General features: G+C 48.4%; 10 protein-coding genes and 1 tRNA gene. 4 read left to right on the top strand and 7 right to left on the bottom strand.

The features are described from left to right. Positions 1-91: 91 nt before the first annotated feature. From carB to glmS, 4 genes are all read right to left on the bottom strand, one after another. Positions 92-3,319: a carbamoyl-phosphate synthase (glutamine-hydrolyzing) large subunit gene (carB, locus tag ACYQ0C_RS08545; protein WP_016276368.1), complete on the bottom strand. Its 3,228-nt coding sequence runs from the start codon at positions 3,317-3,319 to the stop codon at positions 92-94. A 23-nt stretch (positions 3,320-3,342) separates the two neighbouring features. Then, entirely contained in the window at positions 3,343-4,419 is a 1,077-nt protein-coding gene (carA, locus tag ACYQ0C_RS08540) for a glutamine-hydrolyzing carbamoyl-phosphate synthase small subunit (protein ID WP_016276367.1), read from the bottom strand. A gap of 24 nt (positions 4,420-4,443) precedes the next feature. Next, positions 4,444-6,327 (bottom strand): amidophosphoribosyltransferase, encoded by a 1,884-nt coding sequence (locus tag ACYQ0C_RS08535; protein WP_016276366.1) that lies wholly within the window; start codon positions 6,325-6,327, stop codon positions 4,444-4,446. A gap of 169 nt (positions 6,328-6,496) precedes the next feature. Next, complete coding sequence (glmS, locus tag ACYQ0C_RS08530) at positions 6,497-8,341, bottom strand: glutamine--fructose-6-phosphate transaminase (isomerizing) (protein ID WP_016276365.1); 1,845 nt, start codon at positions 8,339-8,341, stop codon at positions 6,497-6,499. A gap of 365 nt (positions 8,342-8,706) precedes the next feature. On the opposite strand from glmS, the gene gltB reads away from it, so the two are divergent. The 4 genes from gltB (at position 8,707) to ACYQ0C_RS08510 (ending at position 16,443) form a co-directional block, all read left to right on the top strand. After that, a complete protein-coding gene (gene gltB / locus ACYQ0C_RS08525; RefSeq protein WP_016276363.1) occupies positions 8,707-13,185 on the top strand; it encodes a glutamate synthase large subunit in 4,479 nt (1,492 codons plus the stop codon). Between the two features lie 40 nt (positions 13,186-13,225). After that, positions 13,226-14,578 (top strand): glutamate synthase subunit beta, encoded by a 1,353-nt coding sequence (locus tag ACYQ0C_RS08520; protein WP_025077016.1) that lies wholly within the window; start codon positions 13,226-13,228, stop codon positions 14,576-14,578. 21 nt (positions 14,579-14,599) lie between these two features. Then, a complete protein-coding gene (gene asnB / locus ACYQ0C_RS08515) occupies positions 14,600-16,267 on the top strand; it encodes an asparagine synthase B (RefSeq protein ID WP_016276361.1) in 1,668 nt (555 codons plus the stop codon). 103 nt (positions 16,268-16,370) lie between these two features. After that, positions 16,371-16,443, top strand: a tRNA-Thr gene (locus tag ACYQ0C_RS08510). A 105-nt stretch (positions 16,444-16,548) separates the two neighbouring features. On the opposite strand, the gene ACYQ0C_RS08505 is transcribed toward ACYQ0C_RS08510, so the two are convergent. The 3 genes from ACYQ0C_RS08505 to ACYQ0C_RS08495 form a co-directional block, all read right to left on the bottom strand. After that, positions 16,549-18,903, bottom strand: a complete 2,355-nt coding sequence (locus ACYQ0C_RS08505; protein WP_175271136.1) for a DEAD/DEAH box helicase — start codon at positions 18,901-18,903, stop codon at positions 16,549-16,551. 105 nt (positions 18,904-19,008) lie between these two features. Continuing rightward, positions 19,009-20,577 carry an ATP-binding protein gene (locus ACYQ0C_RS08500; protein WP_175271137.1) on the bottom strand — a complete coding sequence of 523 codons (1,569 nt, stop codon included), beginning with the start codon at positions 20,575-20,577 and terminating at the stop codon, positions 19,009-19,011. Between the two features lie 495 nt (positions 20,578-21,072). Continuing rightward, the gene (locus ACYQ0C_RS08495; protein ID WP_175271138.1) at positions 21,073-22,638 is read right to left on the bottom strand and encodes an ATP-binding protein; all 1,566 of its coding nucleotides are present in this window, start codon (positions 22,636-22,638) and stop codon (positions 21,073-21,075) included. Between the last annotated feature and the right edge of the window lie 114 nt (positions 22,639-22,752).

Genomic DNA, 22,752 nt, shown 5'->3' with positions numbered 1-22,752 from the left:
AGTTAGTGATTAGTGGTTAGTAAGGTTAGTGATTAATGGGTTGCGCTGTCATTCCGCAAGGTCATTAATCACTAACCATTAACCACTATAATCATTTATATTCCGCCCAGCTCTTGATAGCGATGTCATCCACCGTCATGGTGCAGAAAGCATTGATAAACGCGCTTGCCAGACGGGCATTGGTAATCAAAGGCACATTCAGGTCGATGGCGGCACGACGGATCTTGTATCCATTGTCCAACTCCCCTGCTGTCAGGTTCTTCGGGATATTGACTACCATGTCTATCTCTTTCCGGTGCAACATATCCAGTGCTTGAGGCTGCCCTTCCTCACTGGGCCAGTACACGCGGGTATTCTCCACCCCGTTCTCGGTCAGGAAGTGAGATGAGCCTCCGGTGGCATAAAGTTTATAACCTTTCTTCTGTAACATACGGGCCGCTTCCAAGGTATCCGCTTTCTGCTTGGCATTACCTGTAGAAAGCAACACGCTCTTTTCCGGAATACGATAACCCACAGACAGCATAGCCTTCAATACAGCACACGAAGTATCCGTACCAATACAACCTACTTCACCGGTAGAGGCCATGTCTACCCCCAATACCGGATCGGCTTTCTGCAAACGGTTGAAAGAGAACTGGCTGGCCTTAATACCCACATAATCCAACTCGAAAAGATTCTTGTTCGGTTTCTCTACCGGCAGTCCGAGCATCACTTTGGTAGCCAGTTCGATGAAGTTTATCTTCAACACTTTGCTGACGAACGGGAAGCTGCGTGAAGCACGAAGATTACATTCAATCACCTTGATATCGTTATCCTTTGCCAGATATTGGATATTGAACGGACCGGAGATATTCAATTCCTTGGCTATCTGACGGGAGATGCGCTTGATGCGACGTACCGTCTCCACATACAGTTTTTGCGGCGGGAACTGGATAGTAGCATCCCCCGAATGCACGCCGGCATATTCAATGTGCTCACTGATAGCGTATACCACAATCTCACCATTCTGGGCCACAGCATCCATTTCCACTTCCTTGGCGTGCTCGATGAACTGGCTCACCACTACCGGATGCTTTTTCGATACATTGGCAGCCAGTTTCAGGAAGCGTTCCAACTCTTCTTGATTGGAGCAGACATTCATGGCGGCGCCACTCAGCACATACGAGGGACGCACCAATACAGGGAAACCTACCTTGTCAATAAAGGCATGGATGTCTTCCATAGAAGTCAATGCACTCCATTCGGGCTGGTCCACACCGATGCGGTCCAGCATAGCCGAGAATTTATCACGGTCTTCGGCATTGTCAATGCTCTTGGCACTGGTACCGAGGATATTTACATTTTGCGCATCCAGACGGAGAGCCAGGTTATTGGGAATCTGACCACCGGTAGATACAATGACTCCGTGAGGATTCTCCAGTTCGAGAATATCCATCACACGCTCGAAGGTCAGTTCGTCAAAATACAGACGGTCGCACATATCATAGTCGGTAGAAACCGTTTCGGGATTATAATTAATCATGACACTGCGGTAACCCTCCTTACGGATAGTCTGCAAAGCCTGCACGCCACACCAGTCAAATTCCACCGACGAACCGATGCGGTAAGCGCCCGAACCCAGTACCACGATGGATTTATGGTCGCCTAAGTACTTCACATCATTGGCCACACCGCTATACGTCAAATACAGATAGTTGGTCTGTGCAGGGTACTCGGCCGCCAAGGTATCGATTTGTTTCACCACCGGAAGGATTCCCACCTGCTTGCGATGATTACGCACATACAGAATACCGTCTTCCATATCTCCTTCGTAGCCAATGGCACGGGCTATCTGGAAATCGGAGAATCCCTGCACTTTCGCCTTGCGGAGCAACTCGTCCGGCATATCGGTAATCTGCTTGTGGTTATTGCCCCATTCGTGCATCTCTTTAGAAGTATCCATGATGTGCTGCAATTTCTGCAAGAACCATTTGTCAATCTTAGTCAGCTCATGAATCTGGTCTACCGTGTAACCTGCACGCATGGCTTTGCTGATCACGAAGATGCGCTTGTCCGTCGGCTCACGAAGGGCTTTGTCCACGTCTTCTATAACCAGTTCCTTATTCTCTACGAAGCCGTGCATTCCCTGGCCAATCATGCGCAAACCTTTCTGAATGGCTTCCTCGAAAGTACGTCCGATAGCCATTACCTCACCCACCGATTTCATGGATGATCCCAACTCACGGTCCACACCATGGAACTTGCCCAAGTCCCAACGGGGAATCTTGCACACCACATAGTCCAGTGCAGGCTCGAAGAAGGCACTGGTGGTCTTTGTCACCGAGTTTTTCAAATCGAACAACCCGTATCCCAAACCTAATTTGGCGGCAACGAAAGCCAACGGATAGCCGGTCGCTTTGGAAGCCAATGCAGATGAGCGCGAAAGACGGGCGTTGACCTCAATGACACGGTAATCTTCCGATTCGGGATCGAAGGCATACTGTACATTGCATTCGCCCACAATGCCGATATGGCGAATGATACGGATAGCCAGTTCACGAAGTTTATGATACTCCGCATTGGTTAGTGTCTGCGAAGGGGCGATCACGATAGACTCGCCGGTATGGATACCCAGCGGGTCGAAGTTTTCCATATTACATACAGTGATGCAGTTATCATAACGGTCACGGACCACTTCATATTCCACCTCCTTCCAGCCTTTCAAACTCTTTTCCACCAATACCTGCGGCGAGAAAGAGAAGGCCTTTTCAGCCAGAACATTCAACTCCTCTTCATTGTCACAGAAACCTGAGCCCAAACCACCCAATGCGTAGGCGGCACGGATAATGACCGGATAACCTAATTCTTTAGCGGCGCGACGGGCATCTTCCAGGTTTTCCACCGCTTCGCTCTTGATGGTCTTGACATTGATTTCATTCAGTTTTTCTACAAACAATTCACGGTCTTCAGTATCCATGATGGCCTGCACGGGAGTACCCAGCACACGGACATTGTATTTTTCGAAAATACCTGCTTTGTACAGTGCCACCCCACAGTTCAAGGCAGTCTGGCCGCCGAAAGACAGGAGCACGCCGTCCGGACGTTCCTTTTCTATCACCTTCTCTACAAAATAAGGAGTAACGGGCAGGAAATAAATCTGGTCTGCCACCCCTTCGCTGGTCTGCACAGTAGCAATGTTCGGGTTGATCAGAACCGTTTCAATCCCTTCCTCCTTCAAGGCTTTCAATGCTTGCGAGCCCGAATAGTCGAACTCTCCGGCCTCGCCAATCTTCAAGGCACCGGAACCTAATAATAATACTTTCTTTATTTCGTCTTTCATACTTGTTCTTTTTAATACACGGTTTATAACAACTTCACAAACTCATCAAACAGGAACTCGGTATCCGTAGGTCCCGATGCAGCTTCCGGATGGAACTGTGCCGAGAACCAAGGTTTGGTTTTATGCCTGATTCCCTCGTTGGAACCGTCGTTCATATTGATGAACAGCGGTTCCCAATCGGTTCCCAATGTATTATTATCTACCGCATAACCGTGGTTCTGACTGGTAATGAAACAACGTTCCGTTCCTACCATGCGCACCGGTTGGTTATGGCTGCGATGACCGTATTTCAATTTATAGATGGTGGCGCCTCCCGCTTTGGAAAGCAACTGGTTCCCCATACAAATGCCGAAGATAGGCTTGTCGCTCAGGCTCATCGCCTTGCGGATATGCTGTACCGCCTCATCACAAGTATCCGGGTCACCCGGGCCGTTCGAGATAAACAATCCGTCATACTCCATCCCTGTAAAGTCATGGTTCCAAGGAACACGGATCACTTCCACATCCCGTTTCAGCAGACAACGGATGATATTTGTCTTTACACCACAATCCACCAACACCACTTTCTTCTTACCTGCACCTTCATTGTAACGAATCACTTCCTTGCACGATACTTTATCTACATAATTGATACCTGCATACGTTGCTTCGGGCACATTGCCGGGTTCATCATCAAATACGATTTTTCCCATCATTACCCCATGTTCACGAAGGACTTTGGTCAGTTCACGGGTATCGATGCCTGTAATGCCCGGCACTTGCTCACGCTTCAGCCAGTCGGCCAGACTTTCTTCCGCATTCCAGTGACTGTATTCTTCACTGTAATCACTTACAATAATCGCTTCGGCATGGATACGTTCACTTTCCATAAAAGTGGCCAAGCCGTTGGGTTCGATAGTAAAGGGAGGTACCCCGTAGTTACCGACCAACGGGTAAGTCAAGGTCATCAACTGCCCCGCGTATGAAGGGTCTGTCAAGCTCTCAGGATAACCGGTCATAGCGGTATTAAACACCACTTCACCGGCTACCGGTTTCTCATAACCGAACGACTTGCCCGGGAAACGGCTCCCGTCGTCGAGGATCAATGTTACATTTCTCATCTAATCTATCTTGAATGTTATTCTTTAGAATTGATATACTTTTTCTATATAGTCTATAAACGCCTGGTTCACCAGCTTCACTCCACCCGGAGTAGGATAATCCCCACTGAAATACCAGTCGCCCGTATGGTTGGGACACGCTTCATGCAATCCTTCCAGTGTCTGATAAACAATTTCCACTTTCGCCTGCGTACCCTTCGGAGTGAGAAGTTCCACCATCTTGGCAGCAATCTCCTCGTTGGTAAAGGGGGCGTAAATCTCTTTCACATAATTCACCATCTGCTCTTTGGGCAACCCCACCTGGTCTTTCGATTTGTTGTAAGCACGGGCTATCACATCTTTCATATCCCGTTCTTTCAATAAATCGATAGCAGCCTTGAAAGCGATAAACTGATCCATGCTGGCCATATCAATACCGTAATAATCAGGATAACGCACCTGTGGCGAAGAAGAGACAATGACGATTTTCTTGGGATGCAGGCGGTCGAGGATGCCGATAATGCTCTGCCTCAACGTAGTACCCCGGACGATACTGTCGTCAATAATCACCAGATTATCCACATGGGGTACCAGACTGCCGTAAGTGATATCGTACACATGGGCGGCCAGGTCGTTCCGGCTGTTGCCTTCGGCAATAAAGGTACGCAGCTTGATATCTTTGATGGCCACTTTCTCACTACGGATACGCCAAGACAGGATTTTTTCCAGTTCCTCGTGGTTGGGGTTGTGTCCCAAAGCCTCTATCTTCTTTACTTTCAGCTCATTCAAATAATTGTCGAATCCTTCCAGCAGTCCATAGAAAGCCACTTCCGCCGTATTGGGTATAAAAGAGAATACGGTATGCTCCACATCATAGTCTATCGCTTTCAAGATAGGATTCAGCAGTTTCTCGCCCAGCAGCTTTCTTTCTTTATAAATATCCACGTCGCTTCCCCGGCTGAAATAGATACGCTCGAAAGAACAAGCTTTCTTCTCTTTCGCCCGGTTGATCTGTGCCAGACGCATCTTTCCTGTCTTGCTCATAAGGATGGCCTGCCCCGATTGCAATTCATTGATGCTTCCGGCAGGTACATTCAAGGCAGTCTGAATGACGGGACGCTCAGATGCCAATACCATGATTTCATCATCCATGTACCAGAAAGCCGGACGAATGCCCCACGGATCGCGCACCGCAAAAGACTCTCCGCTACCGGTCATACCGCAGATCACATAGCCTCCATCCCACTCCTTACTCGAAGTCTTGAGGACATTGCCCAGGTCAATGCGGTCTTCTATGGCGTGAGTGATATCCATACCTTTCAATCCTTCCTTCTCACATTCCACATAGAGGCGCTCCACCTCGCGGTCCAAACGGTGGCCCACTTGTTCCAGCATGATATACGTGTCGGCATATTTACGCGGATGCTGGCCGTCGGCAGTGATACGTGCGAAAATCTCATCCACATTGGTCATGTTGAAATTACCGCACAATGCCAGATTCTTGGCACGCCAGTTATTACGACGCAAGAACGGATGCACGTAGGAGATACCGCTTTTTCCGGTAGTGGAATAGCGCAAGTGCCCCATGTACACCTCTCCGGCAAAAGGAAGGCATTTCTTAGCATATCCGGCATCATGCAATTGTTCGGGTGCTAAATCCTTGAAATGATTTTGCACCGTACCGAATATCTCTGTTATCGCCCCTGAACCTAAAGCTCTTTCACGGAACATATATTCTTCACCGGGATTGGCCTCCAGTTTGACACATGCCAGTCCGGCGCCTTCCTGTCCACGGTTGTGTTGTTTTTCCATCAGCAAATACAGTTTGTTCAAGCCATACATCCAAGTTCCATACTTTTCCTGATAATATTCCAGCGGTTTCAGCAGTCGTATCATTGCGACTCCGCATTCATGCTTTAACGGTTCCATGCTCTCTTTTACTCCTTAAATTAATAGTTCATTTTCTGATTCTTAATAAAAACATCCCAAGGGTGTGACAAGATCTTCTGTTGTTTTTTTCAAACTTACGGCACATTTTTCAAGAGTTATGCCAAAAACGTCCGGGAACTTCCTGCATAATCTCCGGCAGCATCGCCTTCTATTCCACTGTTACCGATTTCGCCAGATTTCGTGGCTGATCCACATTCTTCCCTTTGCAAATGGCTACATGGTAGGCCAATAACTGCAAGGGGATCGTAGCTATCAACGGTTCGAGGCACTCTAATGTTTCGGGCAATTCAATGCAATCATCGGCCAGCTTGCTGACCACCGTATCCCCTTCTGTGACCAAAGCGATTACTTTTCCCTTCCGTGCCTTGATTTCCTGTATGTTACTCATTATCTTTTCATACATCGCATTATGCGTAGCTATCACAACAACAGGCATTTCGGCATCAATCAATGCGATAGGCCCATGTTTCATCTCGGCTGCGGGATAGCCTTCAGCGTGAATATAAGATATCTCCTTCAACTTTAACGCACCTTCCAAAGCTACCGGGAAACTGTAGCCCCGTCCCAAATAGAGGAAATTATGTGCATAGGTGAAAATACGCGACAGTTCCGCTATTTTAGGATTACTGATCAGTATCTTTTTTATTTTAGCCGGAATCACAGTCAATTCCCGGATCACTTCCAGGTATTTCTCATCTGTCATACTCCCTTTCTCTTTTGCCAGCGTCAGCGCCAGCATGGTAAGCACGGTTACCTGTCCGGTAAATGCCTTGGTGGACGCCACTCCTATCTCCGGTCCTACATGAATATAAGAACCGGTATCTGTGATGCGCGGAATGGATGAACCTACCGCATTGCATATACCATAGATAAAAGCTCCTTTCTCTTTCGCCAGTTCTATGGCAGCCAGTGTATCAGCCGTCTCGCCCGATTGCGAGATGGCTATTACCACATCGTCTTCATGAATCACCGGATCACGATAGCGGAACTCGGAGGCATATTCCACTTCTACCGGAATACGGCAGAAACTTTCTATCAGTTGTTTTCCTATCAATCCGGCATGCCACGAAGTTCCGCAAGCCACAATTACAAAGCGACGGGCCTTGAGCAGGCGTTCCTTATGATCAATTACCGCCGACAGTACTACTTTATCACCGTCCGCATTGATGCGTCCACGCATACAGTCGTTAATACAATCGGGTTGTTCGAATATCTCCTTCAACATGAAATGCGGGTATCCCCCTTTCTCCAATTGTCCCAGATTCATTTCCACCGTACGTACTTCGGGATTTTGAAGCACGTTGTCCAAATTGACGACTTCCAGTGTCTTGCCTCTGCGAATCACCGCTATCTCCCCATCTTGCAGATACACCACTTTATCCGTATACTCTACAATCGGAGTAGCATCCGAAGCCAAAAAGAATTCATCCGTTCCTATCCCTACCACCAACGGACTGCTTTTACGAGCTGCAATAATCTCATCGGGATTATTCTTGTCGAGCACCGCTATGGCGTATGCGCCAATCACTTCATGCAGAGCCAGCTGAACGGCAGTAAGTAAATCTAAATGGTTGGAAAGCTGGAAAAATTCAATCAACTGGACGAGAACTTCGGTATCTGTACTACTTTTGAAGATGACCCCCTTTCTTTGTAGTTTTTCTTTCAGGGTAGCGTAGTTTTCAATAATACCATTGTGGATAAGAGCAAGATTTTCGGAAGAGGAAAAATGAGGATGGGCGTTAGCCTGACAAGGCTCCCCGTGAGTAGCCCATCGGGTGTGGGCAATACCAATTGTACCGGAAACGTCTTTTGGGGAAACAAAAGCCTCCAGATCCGAGACCTTTCCTTTCGTCTTATAGACGTTCAACCTCCTTTTTTTATCAATCAATGCGACTCCTGCGCTATCATAGCCCCGGTATTCCAACCGCCTCAGGCCTTTTATGAGGACAGGGTAAGCATCTCGTTTTCCAATGTAGCCTACTATTCCACACATAATTCAATAAATATATGTTCTGATTCGGCTGCAAAGATACAAATATCAATTAACATAAATGCAATAAAAAACCATAAATAATTGACGAAAGTGACAAAAAGTAAAGAATACAAATCGAAAAGAAATATTTTATTCATTTTTTTAATAAATATGAGATCTTACATTATTAAAGTAAATCCACTAAATCCTGTTACAATCTAAAAGCAATCAGCAGGCAGAACAGACAATGTGTAAGCATCGAAAGTAGAAGAACATCTTTTTATTAACACAAGCCACTTATCCTATAACAAAAAGAAATAAATTTTCTACCTTTGCAAATAAATTGAAATACAAATCAACGTTATCACAAACTAAAGACAGTTATAATGGTAAAAAGAGAACAAAATGGTCTTTACAATGCAACCAACGAACATGATGCTTGTGGTGTAGGTATGGTAGTCAACATTCATGGCAATAAATCACATGAACTGGTAGACTCCGCATTAAAGGTATTGGAGAATATGCGCCATCGCGGTGCGGAAGGAGCTGACAACAAAACCGGCGACGGCGCTGGAATTATGCTACAAATCCCCCACGAATTCATCCTTTTGCAAGGCATCCCCGTACCCGAGAAAGGGAAATACGGAACCGGACTAGTGTTTCTGCCCAAAGATGAAAAAGAGCAGGCCGGTATCCTAAGTATTATGATTGAGGAAATAGAACGCGAAGGACTGACACTGATGCACCTGCGCAATGTACCCACCAATCCCGATTGCTTAGGCAAAGACGCACGAGCCACCGAACCGGATATCAAACAAGTGTTTATCACCGGAGTGACAGATGTGGAAAACTTGGAACGTACTCTCTATATTATCCGTAAAAAGATTGAAAAACGTGTCCGGCATAAAGATTTCTATATCGTTTCACTATCGGGCAAAAACATTATATATAAAGGGATGCTTTCGTCCATGCAGGTGCGCGAGTACTTCCCGGACTTGACACAACCTTATTTTACCAGTGGACTGGCATTGGTACACTCACGCTTCAGCACCAACACATTCCCTACATGGAGTCTGGCACAGCCTTTCCGTCTGTTGGCGCATAATGGTGAAATCAATACCATCCGTGGCAACCGAGGATGGATGGAGGCACGCGAAAGTGTCCTCTCCTCCCCGGCATTGAGGGATATCAAAGCCATCCGTCCCATTATTCAGCCGGGTATGAGCGACAGTGCCTCACTGGACAATGTACTTGAATTTTTTGTGATGTCGGGATTGAGTCTGCCTCATGCCATGGCAATGCTGGTTCCCGAATCATTCAATGATAAAAACCCGATCAGTGAAGAGTTGAAAGCGTTTTACGAATATCATTCCATCCTGATGGAACCTTGGGACGGACCTGCCGCCCTATTGTTCAGTGACGGACGCTTTGCCGGAGGAATGTTGGACCGCAACGGTCTACGCCCTGCCCGCTACCTCATCACCAACAATGACATGATGGTAGTGGCCAGTGAGGTAGGTGTGATGGATTTCGAACCGGGAGAGATTAAAGAAAAAGGGCGTCTGCAACCGGGAAAAATACTGATGATTGACACTGAACAGGGTAAAATATATTATGACGGGGAACTGAAAGAACAATTGGCATCGGCCCGTCCTTATCGTACCTGGCTGTCTACCAACCGCATCGAACTCGATACTTTGAAAAGCGGGCGCAAGATAGACAACCGGATAGCCGGTTATGACCGTATGTTACGCACCTTCGGCTTCTCGCGTGAAGATATAGAACGCACCCTCATACCAATGTGTAACACAGGGGCCGAACCTGTCGCCTCTATGGGTAACGACACGCCGCTGGCAGTTCTCTCGGACAAACCGCAGTTATTATTCAACTACTTCCGCCAACAATTCGCACAGGTTACCAATCCGGCTATCGACCCTATCCGTGAAGAATTAGTCATGTCGCTCACCGAATACATCGGCGCCGTAGGAATGAATATCCTAGTACCCAGCGAAAGCCATTGCAAAATGGTACGTTTGCCCCATCCCGTACTAAATAACACCCAACTGGACATTCTCTGCAATATCCGATATAAAGGATTCAATACCGTGAAACTCCCCATCCTATTCGAGGTGAGCAAAGGAAAAGCCGGACTACAGGAAGCGCTGAGTAATTTGTGCAAGCAGGCCGAGCAATCCGTAACCGACGGGGTAAACTATATCATTCTGAGCGACCGTTCCGTTGATGCGGCTCATGCCGCCATCCCGTCCCTGCTGGCGGTAAGCGCCGTCCACCATCACCTCATCTCTGTTCAAAAGCGCGTACAAACCGCATTGATTGTAGAAAGCGGTGAGATTCGCGAAGTGATGCACGCCGCCCTGTTACTGGGATATGGGGCCAGTGCCATCAATCCGTACATGGCCTTTGCCATACTGGATGAACTGGTGAGTAAAGGCGATGTACAGATGAATTACGAAACGGCCGAAAAGAATTATATCAAAGCTATCTGCAAAGGCTTGTTCAAAATAATGAGCAAGATGGGTATTTCTACGATCCGTTCCTATCGAGGCGCAAAGATTTTTGAAGCCGTAGGGGTCAGTGAAGAATTATTGAGAAGTTATTTCGGCACACAAACATCAAGCATCGGAGGTATTCGTCTGGAAGAAGTTGCCAAAGATGCCATCGCCCTGCACGATACCGGATTCTCCCCGAAAGAAGTGAGCGACATTTTACCACACAACGGACTATTCTCCTTCCGTAAAGACGGAGAACGGCATGCTTGGAATCCGGAAACCATCTCCACTCTACAGCTAGCCACCCGACTAGGCAGCTACAAAAAGTTCAAGGAATTCACCTCTATGGTAGATGAAAAAGATTCCCCCCTCTTCCTGCGCGACTTCTTCGGGCACAAACGAAACCCTATTGATATTGAAAAGGTGGAGCCGGTAGAAAACATCGTGAAACATTTCGTGACAGGAGCCATGTCTTTCGGTGCTATCAGCAAGGAAGCACATGAGGCGCTGGCACTGGCCATGAACAAACTGGGTACACGCAGCAATACAGGTGAAGGGGGTGAGGACAGCGACCGCATTACCGGCACTTACGAAGGTATCTCACTATGCAGCAAGACCAAGCAGATAGCGTCGGGACGTTTCGGAGTCACCACCGAATATCTGGTTCATGCCGAAGAGATTCAAATAAAGGTAGCCCAAGGCGCCAAGCCGGGAGAAGGAGGACAATTACCGGGATTCAAGGTAGATGAGGTAATTGCCAAAACCCGCCACTCCATTCCGGGCATCTCACTGATTTCCCCTCCGCCCCACCATGATATTTATTCCATCGAAGATTTGGCCCAATTGATATTCGACCTGAAAAACGTAAACCCACAGGCACGAATCAGTGTGAAACTGGTAGCCGAAAGCGGCGTAGGAACCATTGCTGCCGGCGTGGCCAAAGCGAAAGCCGATCTGATTGTCATCTCGGGAGCGGAAGGAGGAACCGGCGCATCGCCTGCATCGAGTATGCGGTATGCAGGTATCTCGCCCGAAATAGGGCTGAGTGAAACGCAACAGACATTGGTACTGAACGGACTCCGCGGACAAGTTAAACTGCAAGTGGACGGACAGTTGAAAACCGGACGGGACATTATCAATATGGCATTGCTAGGTGCAGAAGAATTCGGTTTCGGTACCACCGCATTGATTGTGCTGGGATGCGTCATGATGCGCAAATGCCACACCAACACCTGTCCCGTAGGCGTGGCCACCCAAGACCCCGAACTGCGCAAACGTTTCCGCGGACATTATAAATATGTAGTGAATTATTTCACTTTTCTGGCACAGGAAGTGCGCGAATATCTGGCTGAAATGGGATTCACCCGATTGGAGGATATCATTGGACGGACAGACCTGATTGAAATACAACAAGCACCAAGTGAGAAAAAATCCTCGCTGCTGGACTTCAGTAAACTATTGCACAGAGTGGACAACGGAGCTGCCATACACCATGTCATGGAACAGAAACACGACATTGCCCATGTAAAGGACGTTACCATTCTGGCCGCCGCCCGGGAGGCCATAGAAAACAGAAAAGAGATTTCTTTGGAATACACCATTGCCAACACAGACCGTTCGGCAGGTGCCATGCTCGCAGGGGCAGTTGCTAAGAAATACGGACAGGCAGGACTTCCGGAACAGACCATCCACATCAAATTCAAAGGTTCGGCAGGACAAAGTTTCGGTGCGTTCCTGACTCACGGTATCAGTTTCAAGCTGGAAGGTGAAGCAAATGACTACTTGGGCAAAGGACTGAGTGGCGGACGCATTGCAGTACTGCCTCCCGTGCGCAGCAATTTCGATGCGGAAAAGAATACCATCGCCGGAAATACCCTGCTGTATGGCGCTACCGATGGTGAGGTGTATATCAACGGACGAGTGGGTGAACGCTTCGCAGTCCGCAATTCCGGAGTGACAGCCGTGGTAGAAGGTGTAGGTGACCACTGTTGCGAATATATGACCGGAGGACGAGTCGTGGTACTAGGGGAAACCGGACGGAATTTCGCTGCCGGAATGAGCGGCGGTGTGGCTTATGTATGGGACAAAAACCACAACTTCGATTATTTCTGCAACATGGAGATGGTGGAGCTTTCTCTCATCGAGGAGGCATCTTACCGAAAAGAACTGCATGAGCTGATCCGTCAGCATTACCTCTATACCGGTTCCAAACTGGCACGAACAATGTTAGATGACTGGAATCACTATGTGGATGAATTTATCCAAGTAGTACCTATCGAATATAAACGAGTATTGCAAGAAGAACAAATGCGCAAGCTACAGCAAAAAATAGCTGATGTACAAAGAGATTATTAATACATCACACAAATTATCAACAAAGAAATACAACAAAAATATGGGAAATCCAAAAGCATTTTTAACCATTCCGCGTCAGGAAGCAGGCTACCGTCCCATTCACGACCGGATATCAGACTATAGTGAGGTGGAACAGACCTTGAACAGCCGTGACCGGAAACTTCAAGCTTCACGCTGCATGGACTGCGGCGTTCCTTTCTGCCACTGGGCCTGTCCGCTGGGCAACAAGCAACCCGAATTTCAGGACGCCCTCTACAAAGGCAAATGGGAAGAAGCCTACAAGATATTGAACGAAACCAATGATTTTCCTGAGTTCACAGGCCGTATCTGCCCCGCCCTCTGCGAGAAGAGCTGTGTGCTGAAACTGAGCATGGACTCCCCCGTCACCATCCGCGAGAATGAAGCGGCCATTGCCGAAGCAGCCTTCCGCGAAGGTTATATCAAACCCCGGCACATCGAACGCAACGGACGGAAAGTAGCCATTATCGGCGCCGGACCTGCAGGACTGGCTGCTGCCAACCAACTCAACGGAAAAGGTTACACTGTGACCATCTTCGACAAAAATGAGGCTCCCGGCGGTCTGCTGCGTTACGGTATCCCCAACTTCAAGCTGCACAAACCCATCATCGACCGCCGTATCCGGGTGATGGAAGAAGAGGGCATTCTTTTCAAAATGAACAGCGACATGGATGTACGGCAACTCCCCGAAGGTTTTGATGCCTACTGCATCTGTACCGGAACTCCGACCGCGCGTGACCTGACTGTTCCCGGGCGCGAACTGAAAGGTATCCACCTGGCACTGGATATGCTGGCGCAACAAAACCGTATCCTTGCCGGCATGACGTTCCCGAAAGAACAATTGGTTACCGCCAAAGGTAAGAAAGTACTAATCATCGGCGGAGGTGACACCGGCAGCGACTGCATCGGAACCAGCAACCGGCAAGGTGCTGTAAGCGTCACCCAAATCGAAATCATGCCCCAACCGCCCGTAGGACAAAATCCAGCCACTCCATGGCCCCAATTCCCCCTTGTGCTGAAAACCACCTCTTCCCACGAAGAAGGATGCAGCCGCCGGTGGTCCCTCGCCACTCATAAGTTTCTCGGCAAAAACGGTAAAGTCTGCGGTGTAGAAGTGGAACAGGTGGAATGGATCCCCAATCCCGATGGTGGCCGCCCTACCATGAAACCCACAGGAAAGGTAGAAGTGATTGAAACCGATCTGGTTCTTCTGGCAATGGGATTCTTAAAACCCGAACAACCTGAATTTCCTGAAAATGTCTTTGTAGCGGGAGATGCCGCAAGCGGAGCCAGCCTGGTGGTACGTGCCATTGCCAGTGGACGGAAAGCAGCAACGGACATAGACCGTTTTCTCACTAAAAGCAATCCATATTAACCAACAAAAACAAATACAACTATGTGTGGAATCATCGGAATATTCAACATCAAGCAACAAACACAGGAACTGCGCCGGAAAGCCTTGAAAATGTCCCAGAAACTCCGTCACCGCGGACCAGACTGGAGTGGAATCTATGTGGGCGGCTCTACCATCCTGGCTCACGAACGTCTCTCCATTGTAGACCCTCAAAGCGGAGGCCAGCCTCTATACAGCCCCGACCGGAAACAAATCCTTGCCGTAAACGGAGAAATCTACAACCATCGGGATATCCGTGCAAAATACGCCGGAAAATATGAGTTCCAAACCGGAAGCGACTGCGAAGTCATTCTTGCCCTATACAAAGACAAAGGCATCCACTTTTTGGAAAATTTGAACGGCATCTTCGCCTTTGCCCTCTATGATGAAGAGAAAGACGATTTCCTCATTGCCCGCGATCCCATCGGTGTCATACCTTTATATATAGGTAAGGACAAAGAAGGAAAAATATATTGTGCCAGCGAACTGAAAGCTCTTGAAGGATTCTGCGATGCATACGAACCTTTTCTTCCCGGTCATTACTATTGGGGGAAAGAAGGCAAGATGACCCGTTGGTACGTTCGTGACTGGTTTGAATACGAAGCCGTAAAAAACAATAGTGCTTATTGTCAGGATATACACGATGGACTGGAAGAAGCTGTAAAACGCCAACTGATGAGTGATGTGCCCTATGGCGTACTTCTTTCCGGCGGTCTGGACAGTTCCGTCATCTCTGCCATTGCCAAAAAATATTCCAAGAAACGTGTCGAAACCGATGACAAGAAAGACGCCTGGTGGCCTCAGCTCCATTCTTTTGCCATCGGTCTGGAAGGTGCGCCCGACCTGGTAAAAGCCCGCGAAGTAGCCGATTTTATCGGAACTGTCCACCATGAAATCCATTACACCCTTCAGGAAGGTCTGGATGCGCTTCGCGACGTTATTTACTACATTGAGACGTATGATGTCACCACCGTCCGTGCGTCTACCCCAATGTATTTGCTGGCACGCGTCATTAAAAGCATGGGAATCAAAATGGTACTGAGTGGTGAGGGCGCTGATGAAGTGTTCGGCGGCTATCTATATTTCCATAAAGCTCCTACCGCCCAAGCTTTTCACGAAGAAACCGTCCGCAAACTGAGCAAACTCCATTTATACGACTGTCTCCGCGCCAATAAATCGCTGGCCGCATGGGGAGTGGAAGGACGTGTGCCATTCCTGGACAAAGATTTTTTAGATATAGCCATGCGCCTGAATCCCAAGGCCAAGATGTGTACCGGAAACACAATCGAAAAGAAAATAGTCCGTGAAGCCTTTGCCGATATGTTGCCCGAAAGTGTGGCATGGCGTCAAAAGGAACAATTCAGCGACGGTGTAGGCTATAGCTGGATTGATACGCTGAAAGCCGTGACTGCCGAGGCCGTCACGGACGAACAAATGACACATGCTGCCGAGCGTTTCCCCATCAATACTCCGATGAACAAGGAAGAGTATTATTACCGAAGCATCTTCGAAGAACATTTCCCCAGTGAAAGTGCGGCGAAAAGTGTGCCGAGCGTTCCCAGCGTTGCCTGCTCTACCGCTGAAGCTCTTGCGTGGGATGCCGCCTTCAAGAACATGAACGATCCCAGCGGCCGTGCTGTGAAAGGGGTACACGAGGAAGCCTACTCCTAATGAAATAACAACAAAAGCGGATTATTTTATAAAAATTATCCGCTTTTGTTTTCTCTTTTTCAAAAGAAAGCTATATATTTGCATCGTTTTTGAAAAAGGAGTTGCCGAAATGGCTCAGTTGGTAGAGCAATTCATTCGTAATGAATAGGTCCCCGGTTCGAGTCCGGGTTTCGGCTCAAGAAGCGGTATTCTACCGCTTCTTTTCATTTTAGACTAATTGGCTTCCCCAACAAAAGACTATGATATACAGAAATTTACCCATCCAGACAATTTAATGTCCGTCAAAGTTTGATTATCTTCACCTTACCCGGAATGATGGTCAGATGTACCGTCCCATCCTTTTCTATCTCCACCTTCTGATACCTGGCCTCCACCACCACTTTTCCATCCAGCGCCATCACTCCCCACTGGCAGGCATTCCCTTCAAAAGCACAATAACCGCCCACGGGAACACAGATATTCCGGTAGCAGGGAGGCACTACGATGCGGTCGCCCCATTTCAACCCCCACTTCAGCCCCATCCGGAAAGGAAGCACATCTTTTATCTCATCCAGTCTCTTCCGCCTTTTCTCCTCCTCGTCCTGCTGCCGTTCCCGCTGTACACTCTCCGCACGCCGTCCGGCCTCCTCCATCAGATCTTCCATCACAGAGGCAAAGTCAGCCTCGCCCGCCTTAGGAACATTGCAGGCTATATACCGCTTCCCCCGGCCTTTCTCCACATGATAATAGTTCCCATCACCGTCCATCACCACGATGCTCCGGTCCGCCAGACGGCCGCAGCACCAGTACACCTCCTCGTCATCACCGGCCAGCACACAGGCGAAAACATCAAACAGGGTAGTCCACACAGGATCGACCAGCCGGCAGGACTTCGGAACACGGTAATCCGGTATCTTCAGGTAGAAACCATGAAAACAGAGACTGTCCTTGTGCAAGCCATACATGGAGACATACGCCTTCCGCGTGCGGCTATGGAAACTCTCCCCCACCCGCAGCAGCTCTATGCCGCCGTATGAAAAGACCACCGGACTCTCCCGGTAAGTCCTGTTTGTCCTCAAGTCGGTGTAGCAGTCGCTCCCGTCCTCCCGGGTGACAGCAAGAAGTTCCCCTTTCAGGAACCTCAACCTCCGGCAGCGGTCTGTCACCATCAGGGGAGTTCCGGAATCATCCACCACTCCTGCCCGGCCGTCCTCAAAACGGACGGCAGCCCGGTCCGCACAAAGATCAAACACTTCCCGGTATTGAGGGAGCACGGTGATTTTGTTCCCGCACCTCAAGCCCCACAAACCACTCTGCCGGTCACGACAGGCTTTCAAGGCCGTCCGTTGCTCCCCACCGGCCGGACCGTCCTCTCCCAGACAAACCAAGTCCCCGTTCCGGACAGCATCCAGCAGACGGGCGTGTGTCATCACGACCTCCAGTTCTTCATTCCGCCTGCCATCCTCCGGCAGCGGAACGGACACGGACAGCCCGCTGTTCTCCGTCCGTATCCGGGGCTGGGCATTTCCAGCCATCCGCCCCTCGAACATCGCCTCCCAGTCACGGTCACGGACAGGCAGACCGAATATCCGGTGCAAGCCCACATTATCTATCAGCACACACGAGTCCTTATCATCCGACTTCCGAAGCCCCCGTCCCACCTGTTGCAGGTATTTCGCCAGCGAAAGCGTGGGACGTGCCAGTTGCACGAACTCCACATCGGGACAGTCGAAACCTTCGGAAAAAATATCCACATTGACCAGTACGCTGATCCTGCCCCGTCTGAAATCCTCTACCAGTTCCTTACGTTCCAGAGCGGGGGTCCTGCTGTCGATAGCAACAGACTCCACGCCATGCAGGCTGTAATAAGCCGCAATCTGTCGGGCGTGTGCGATGCTCACGGCATAGACTATCCCTTTCTTCCCGGCGGCATATCGACGGACGCTCTCATACAATTGTCGGATACCGGTCTCCCGGTTCAGCACCGCATTCATTTCCTTCACCTGGTAATCCCCGTCCGCACCCCGCTTCTTCAACGAGTCAACCAGCCGCTGTTCCCTGCTGTTCGCACGGATGGACACATAGTCAAAGGACGACAACCAGCCCCTCCCGATAAATTCCGCAATGCTCCATGAGGTAATCAGGGTATCAAACAAATCCGTGAATCCCTTGCGGTTCAGCCGGCAGGGAGTAGCTGTCATGCCCAGTTTCCTCGCTTCCGGATATCTCTTCCAAAGCTCCCGGTAGGTTTCCGCCAGGGCATGATGCGCCTCGTCAATGACGATCAGATCCGGCTGTCCGTCCATAATCTTCCGGTTTCGTGACAACCACTGGATGGACATCACCCTCACCCTTCCGTCCTCCCTCCCCATTCCATAACGGGAAACCGTCTCCTCTATCTGCCCCACCAGTTCCCGGCGGTGCGCCACAATCCATACCCGGATACCGGAACCACACAAGAACTCCCTCACTATGGCAGCCAGCAGATGCGTCTTTCCCGTACCGGTGGGCATCTGTACCATCACACTCTGGTGAAGCTCCCACTCTTCAAAGAGGCGGAGCTTCATCTCCTGCTGGTAGTCACGAAGACTGTCGTTCTTGCAATACATTATACGGATGCCGGCCGCTACCAGCAACAAAAACAAGGAAGGCCGCATACGTTATCGCATACAGCCTATAGTAAATATTCTATCTTTATAAATTTATTTTATCAGCGGTTATGAACTGTTCCTCCACCGAATTCAGACAGAACCTATTATTATCTATCCCTCTATGATCCAATCACTCAAAGTGTGACTTTCCGAGTCAAAGTTTATTCCCACCTTCACCACAGGAAGTCCGCAAAGAGCAAAGCGTTCGGGATAGTTCTTCAGATTTATTTGGGCTAAAGCGGAATCAGCACTTTTATCCAACTTCAATTCAATGACATACAAAGCGTGGGTAGTACGCATCACCACGTCCACACGCCCTTTCGGGGTACGGACTTCCACATCCACATACATCCCGAACAAAGAAAAGATGATGTAGAATAGTTGCTGATAATGCCCCTCATAATTCGTATTATCACAATATGGGACGGTGGAAAGGAATTCCTGAAGCAGACGCAAGGCTCCGTCCATATCATCTCCAGCTATCGCACCATACATCTCCCCAATAGTAGCCAGCCCCGTATCCGAATCGCCAGCCAAATAGTTAGGCAAAAGGCTTTGCATCAACCCCACCCTAATTTCACCGTTCGGGATATCCAGTGTATATAGTTGAGTCAACTTATCATAGTTTTTAATTGTAATATAACCGCTCTGATAAAGCAGAGGCACGATAGTTGTCATACGCTCAGTAGGGGCATCAAAACTGGTTGAAAGCGCCTTCTTCATTCCGATAGCAGACGGAGACACCTTGAACTTGCGCAGCATCTCTATCAGATAGGTGGGCGTGCCGCTGCCAAACCAGTAATTGGCTATCCTCCTTCTTTCTAAGGCATTCAGCAGGCTGAACGGATTATAAATATCCGGCGAAGGCCAAGTGAAATGATAGCCGTCATATTTCTCTTTCAGTTTCAGTAGGGTTTCCTCTTTACTCATCTCCAGCGCACCTGCCAGACATTCAATGTGTCCCGACATCCGTTCCAGCATCTCCTCCTCCGTAATGCCACAAATGGCAGCGTATGGCTCGTCCATACTGACATTCGAGATATTGTTCAGCTCGCTGAAGATGCTGAGCTGGGAAAACTTGGTGATGCCGGTCAGGAAAACAAAACGCAGATAAGGATCGCACGCCTTCAGCGGGCTGTAGAAATTACGCATCACATTGCGCAGGACGGGAAGGTTCTCATCCTCGTGCACCACATCCAGCAAAGGTGCGTCATATTCGTCAATAAGGACTACGACCTGGCGGCCGGTCTGCTCATAGACACGCTTTATCAGGTCTGCCAACTGGACGTTAACCTCCGCATCATTGTTTTTCGTCAGGCCATATTTCTCATTATATTCCTGCAACCGCCAGGCCAAATATTCATTCAGTTTCTCCTTGTCCAGATGTTTGGCCAGACTCATATCAAAGTGCAGCACCGGATATTCCGTCCACTCGGTTTCCTGCTTTTCGATGGCAAGCCCTTTAAAAAGGTCTTTCTTCCCGGCAAAATAGCTGTGCAGCGTAGAGGTAAGCAACGACTTGCCGAACCGCCGGGGGCGGCTCAAGAAACAATATTTGGAGGCACCGTTCGCCATCCGGTAAATATACTCCGTCTTGTCTATATAGAGGTAATTCTTGTTGATGATTTCCTCAAAAGTCTGTATCCCTATCGGGCATCTCTTCAACTGCTGCTGTTCCATGATTCATCATTTTTTCGATTGTACTACAAAGGAACAAAATCTAACCGGAAATTCCTAATAGGAGCCTCTTTTTTATGTTATCGTCCAATTTTGACGTGTACCCCAAGGAAAGCCGCCACACGGCGGTTCTCCAATAAATAACGTCAAAAAAGTGAAGTGACCCCCAAAACCTGAACGGGAACTATCTTCTTCTGGGTATCCTTGTACCATTTGGAAAATAGATTATAAGGAACTTGGTTGGACATACAAAATTTCTCAATAGAAATACCCGCAGGGATACCTTCCAATTTATAGCGCAAAAATAGACGCTCAAAATCATTGTAACTATACATAAACTTGGCTTTTGATTTAACGAAAGCAAAGGTCTGACGTTTTTATCGGTTATCCTATACGTCATTTTTGGACGCTAACAGTAAATATTCTATCTTTATAAATTTATTTTATCAGCGGTTATGAACTGTTCCTCCACCGAATTCAGACAGAACCTATTATTGTCTATCCCTCTATGATCCAATCACTCAAAGTGTGACTTTCCGAGTCAAAGTTTATTCCCACCTTCACCACAGGAAGTCCACAAAGAGCAAAGCGTTCGGGATAGTTCTTCAGATTTATTTGGGCTAAAGCTGAATCAGCACTTTTATCCAACTTCAATTCAATGACATACAAAGTGTGGGTAGTACGCATCACCACGTCCACACGTCCTTTCGGGGTACGGACTTCCACATCCACATACATCCCGAACAAAGAAAAGATGATGTAGAATAGTTGCTGATAATGCCCCTCATAATTCGTATTATCACAATATGGGACGGTGGAAAGGAATTCCTGAAGCAGACGCAAGGCTCCGTCCATATCATCTCCAGCTATCGCACCATACATCTCCCCAATAGTAGCCAGCCCCGTATCCGAATCGCCAGCCAAATAGTTAGGCAAAAGGCTTTGCATCAACCCCACCCTAATTTCACCGTTCGGGATATCCAGTGTATATAGTTGAGTCAACTTATCATAGTTTTTAATTGTAATATAACCGCTCTGATAAAGCAGAGGCACGATAGTTGTCATACGCTCAGTAGGGGCATCAAAACTGGTTGAAAGCGCCTTCTTCATTCCGATAGCAGACGGAGACACCTTGAACTTGCGCAGCATCTCTATCAGATAGGTGGGCGTGCCGCTACCAAACCAGTAATTGTCTATCCTCCTTCTTTCTAAGGCATTCAGCAGGCTGAACGGATTATAAATATCCGGCGAAGGCCAAGTGAAATGATAGCCGTCATATTTCTCTTTCAGTTTCAGTAGGGTTTCCTCTTTACTCATCTCCAGCGCACCTGCCAGACATTCAATGTGTCCCGACATCCGTTCCAGCATCTCCTCCTCCGTAATGCCACAAATGGCAGCGTATGGCTCGTCCATACTGACATTCGAGATATTGTTCAGCTCGCTGAAGATGCTGAGCTGGGAAAACTTGGTGATGCCGGTCAGGAAAACAAAGCGCAGATAAGGGTCGCACGATTTCAGCGGGCTGTAGAAATTGCGCATCACGTTACGAAGTACAGGGAGATTCTCTTCCTCGTGCATCACATCCAGCAAGGGCGCGTCATATTCGTCAATGAGGACTACCACCTGTCGGCCCGTCTGTTCGCAGGCACGCATAATGAGTGAAGTCATGCGGTCGTTCAGTTTCACAGCCTCCTCAGACTTGCCATAAATCTGTTCATATCCGCTAAGCTGGAAGTTCAGCATGCTTTCCAATGTTTCCTTGTCCACATGCTTGGCCCGGCTCATATCAAAGTGCAGCACCGGATATTCCATCCATTCGTTTTCCAGCTTCTCAATGGCAAGCCCTTTGAAGAGTTCCTTCTTTCCGGCAAAATAGCTATGCAGCGTGGAAACCAGCAACGACTTACCGAATCGGCGGGGACGGCTCAGGAAATAATAATTGGAAGCACCGTATGCCATACGGTAAATATATTCCGTCTTATCTATATAAAGGTAGTTCCCCTCTATGACTTTCTCAAAAGTCTGTACCCCTATCGGGCATCTCTTCAACTGCTGCTGTTCCATGATTCATCATTTTTTCGATTGTACTACAAAGGAACAAAATCTAACCGGAAATTCCTAATAGGAGCCTCTTTTTTATGTTATCGTCCAATTTTGACGTGTACCCCAAGGAAAGCC

It is taken from the genome of Phocaeicola sartorii JCM 17136 = DSM 21941 (genome assembly GCF_054653615.1).
Note: the sequence above shows the minus strand (reverse complement) of the source record. Positions and strands in the feature narration are given on the sequence as shown.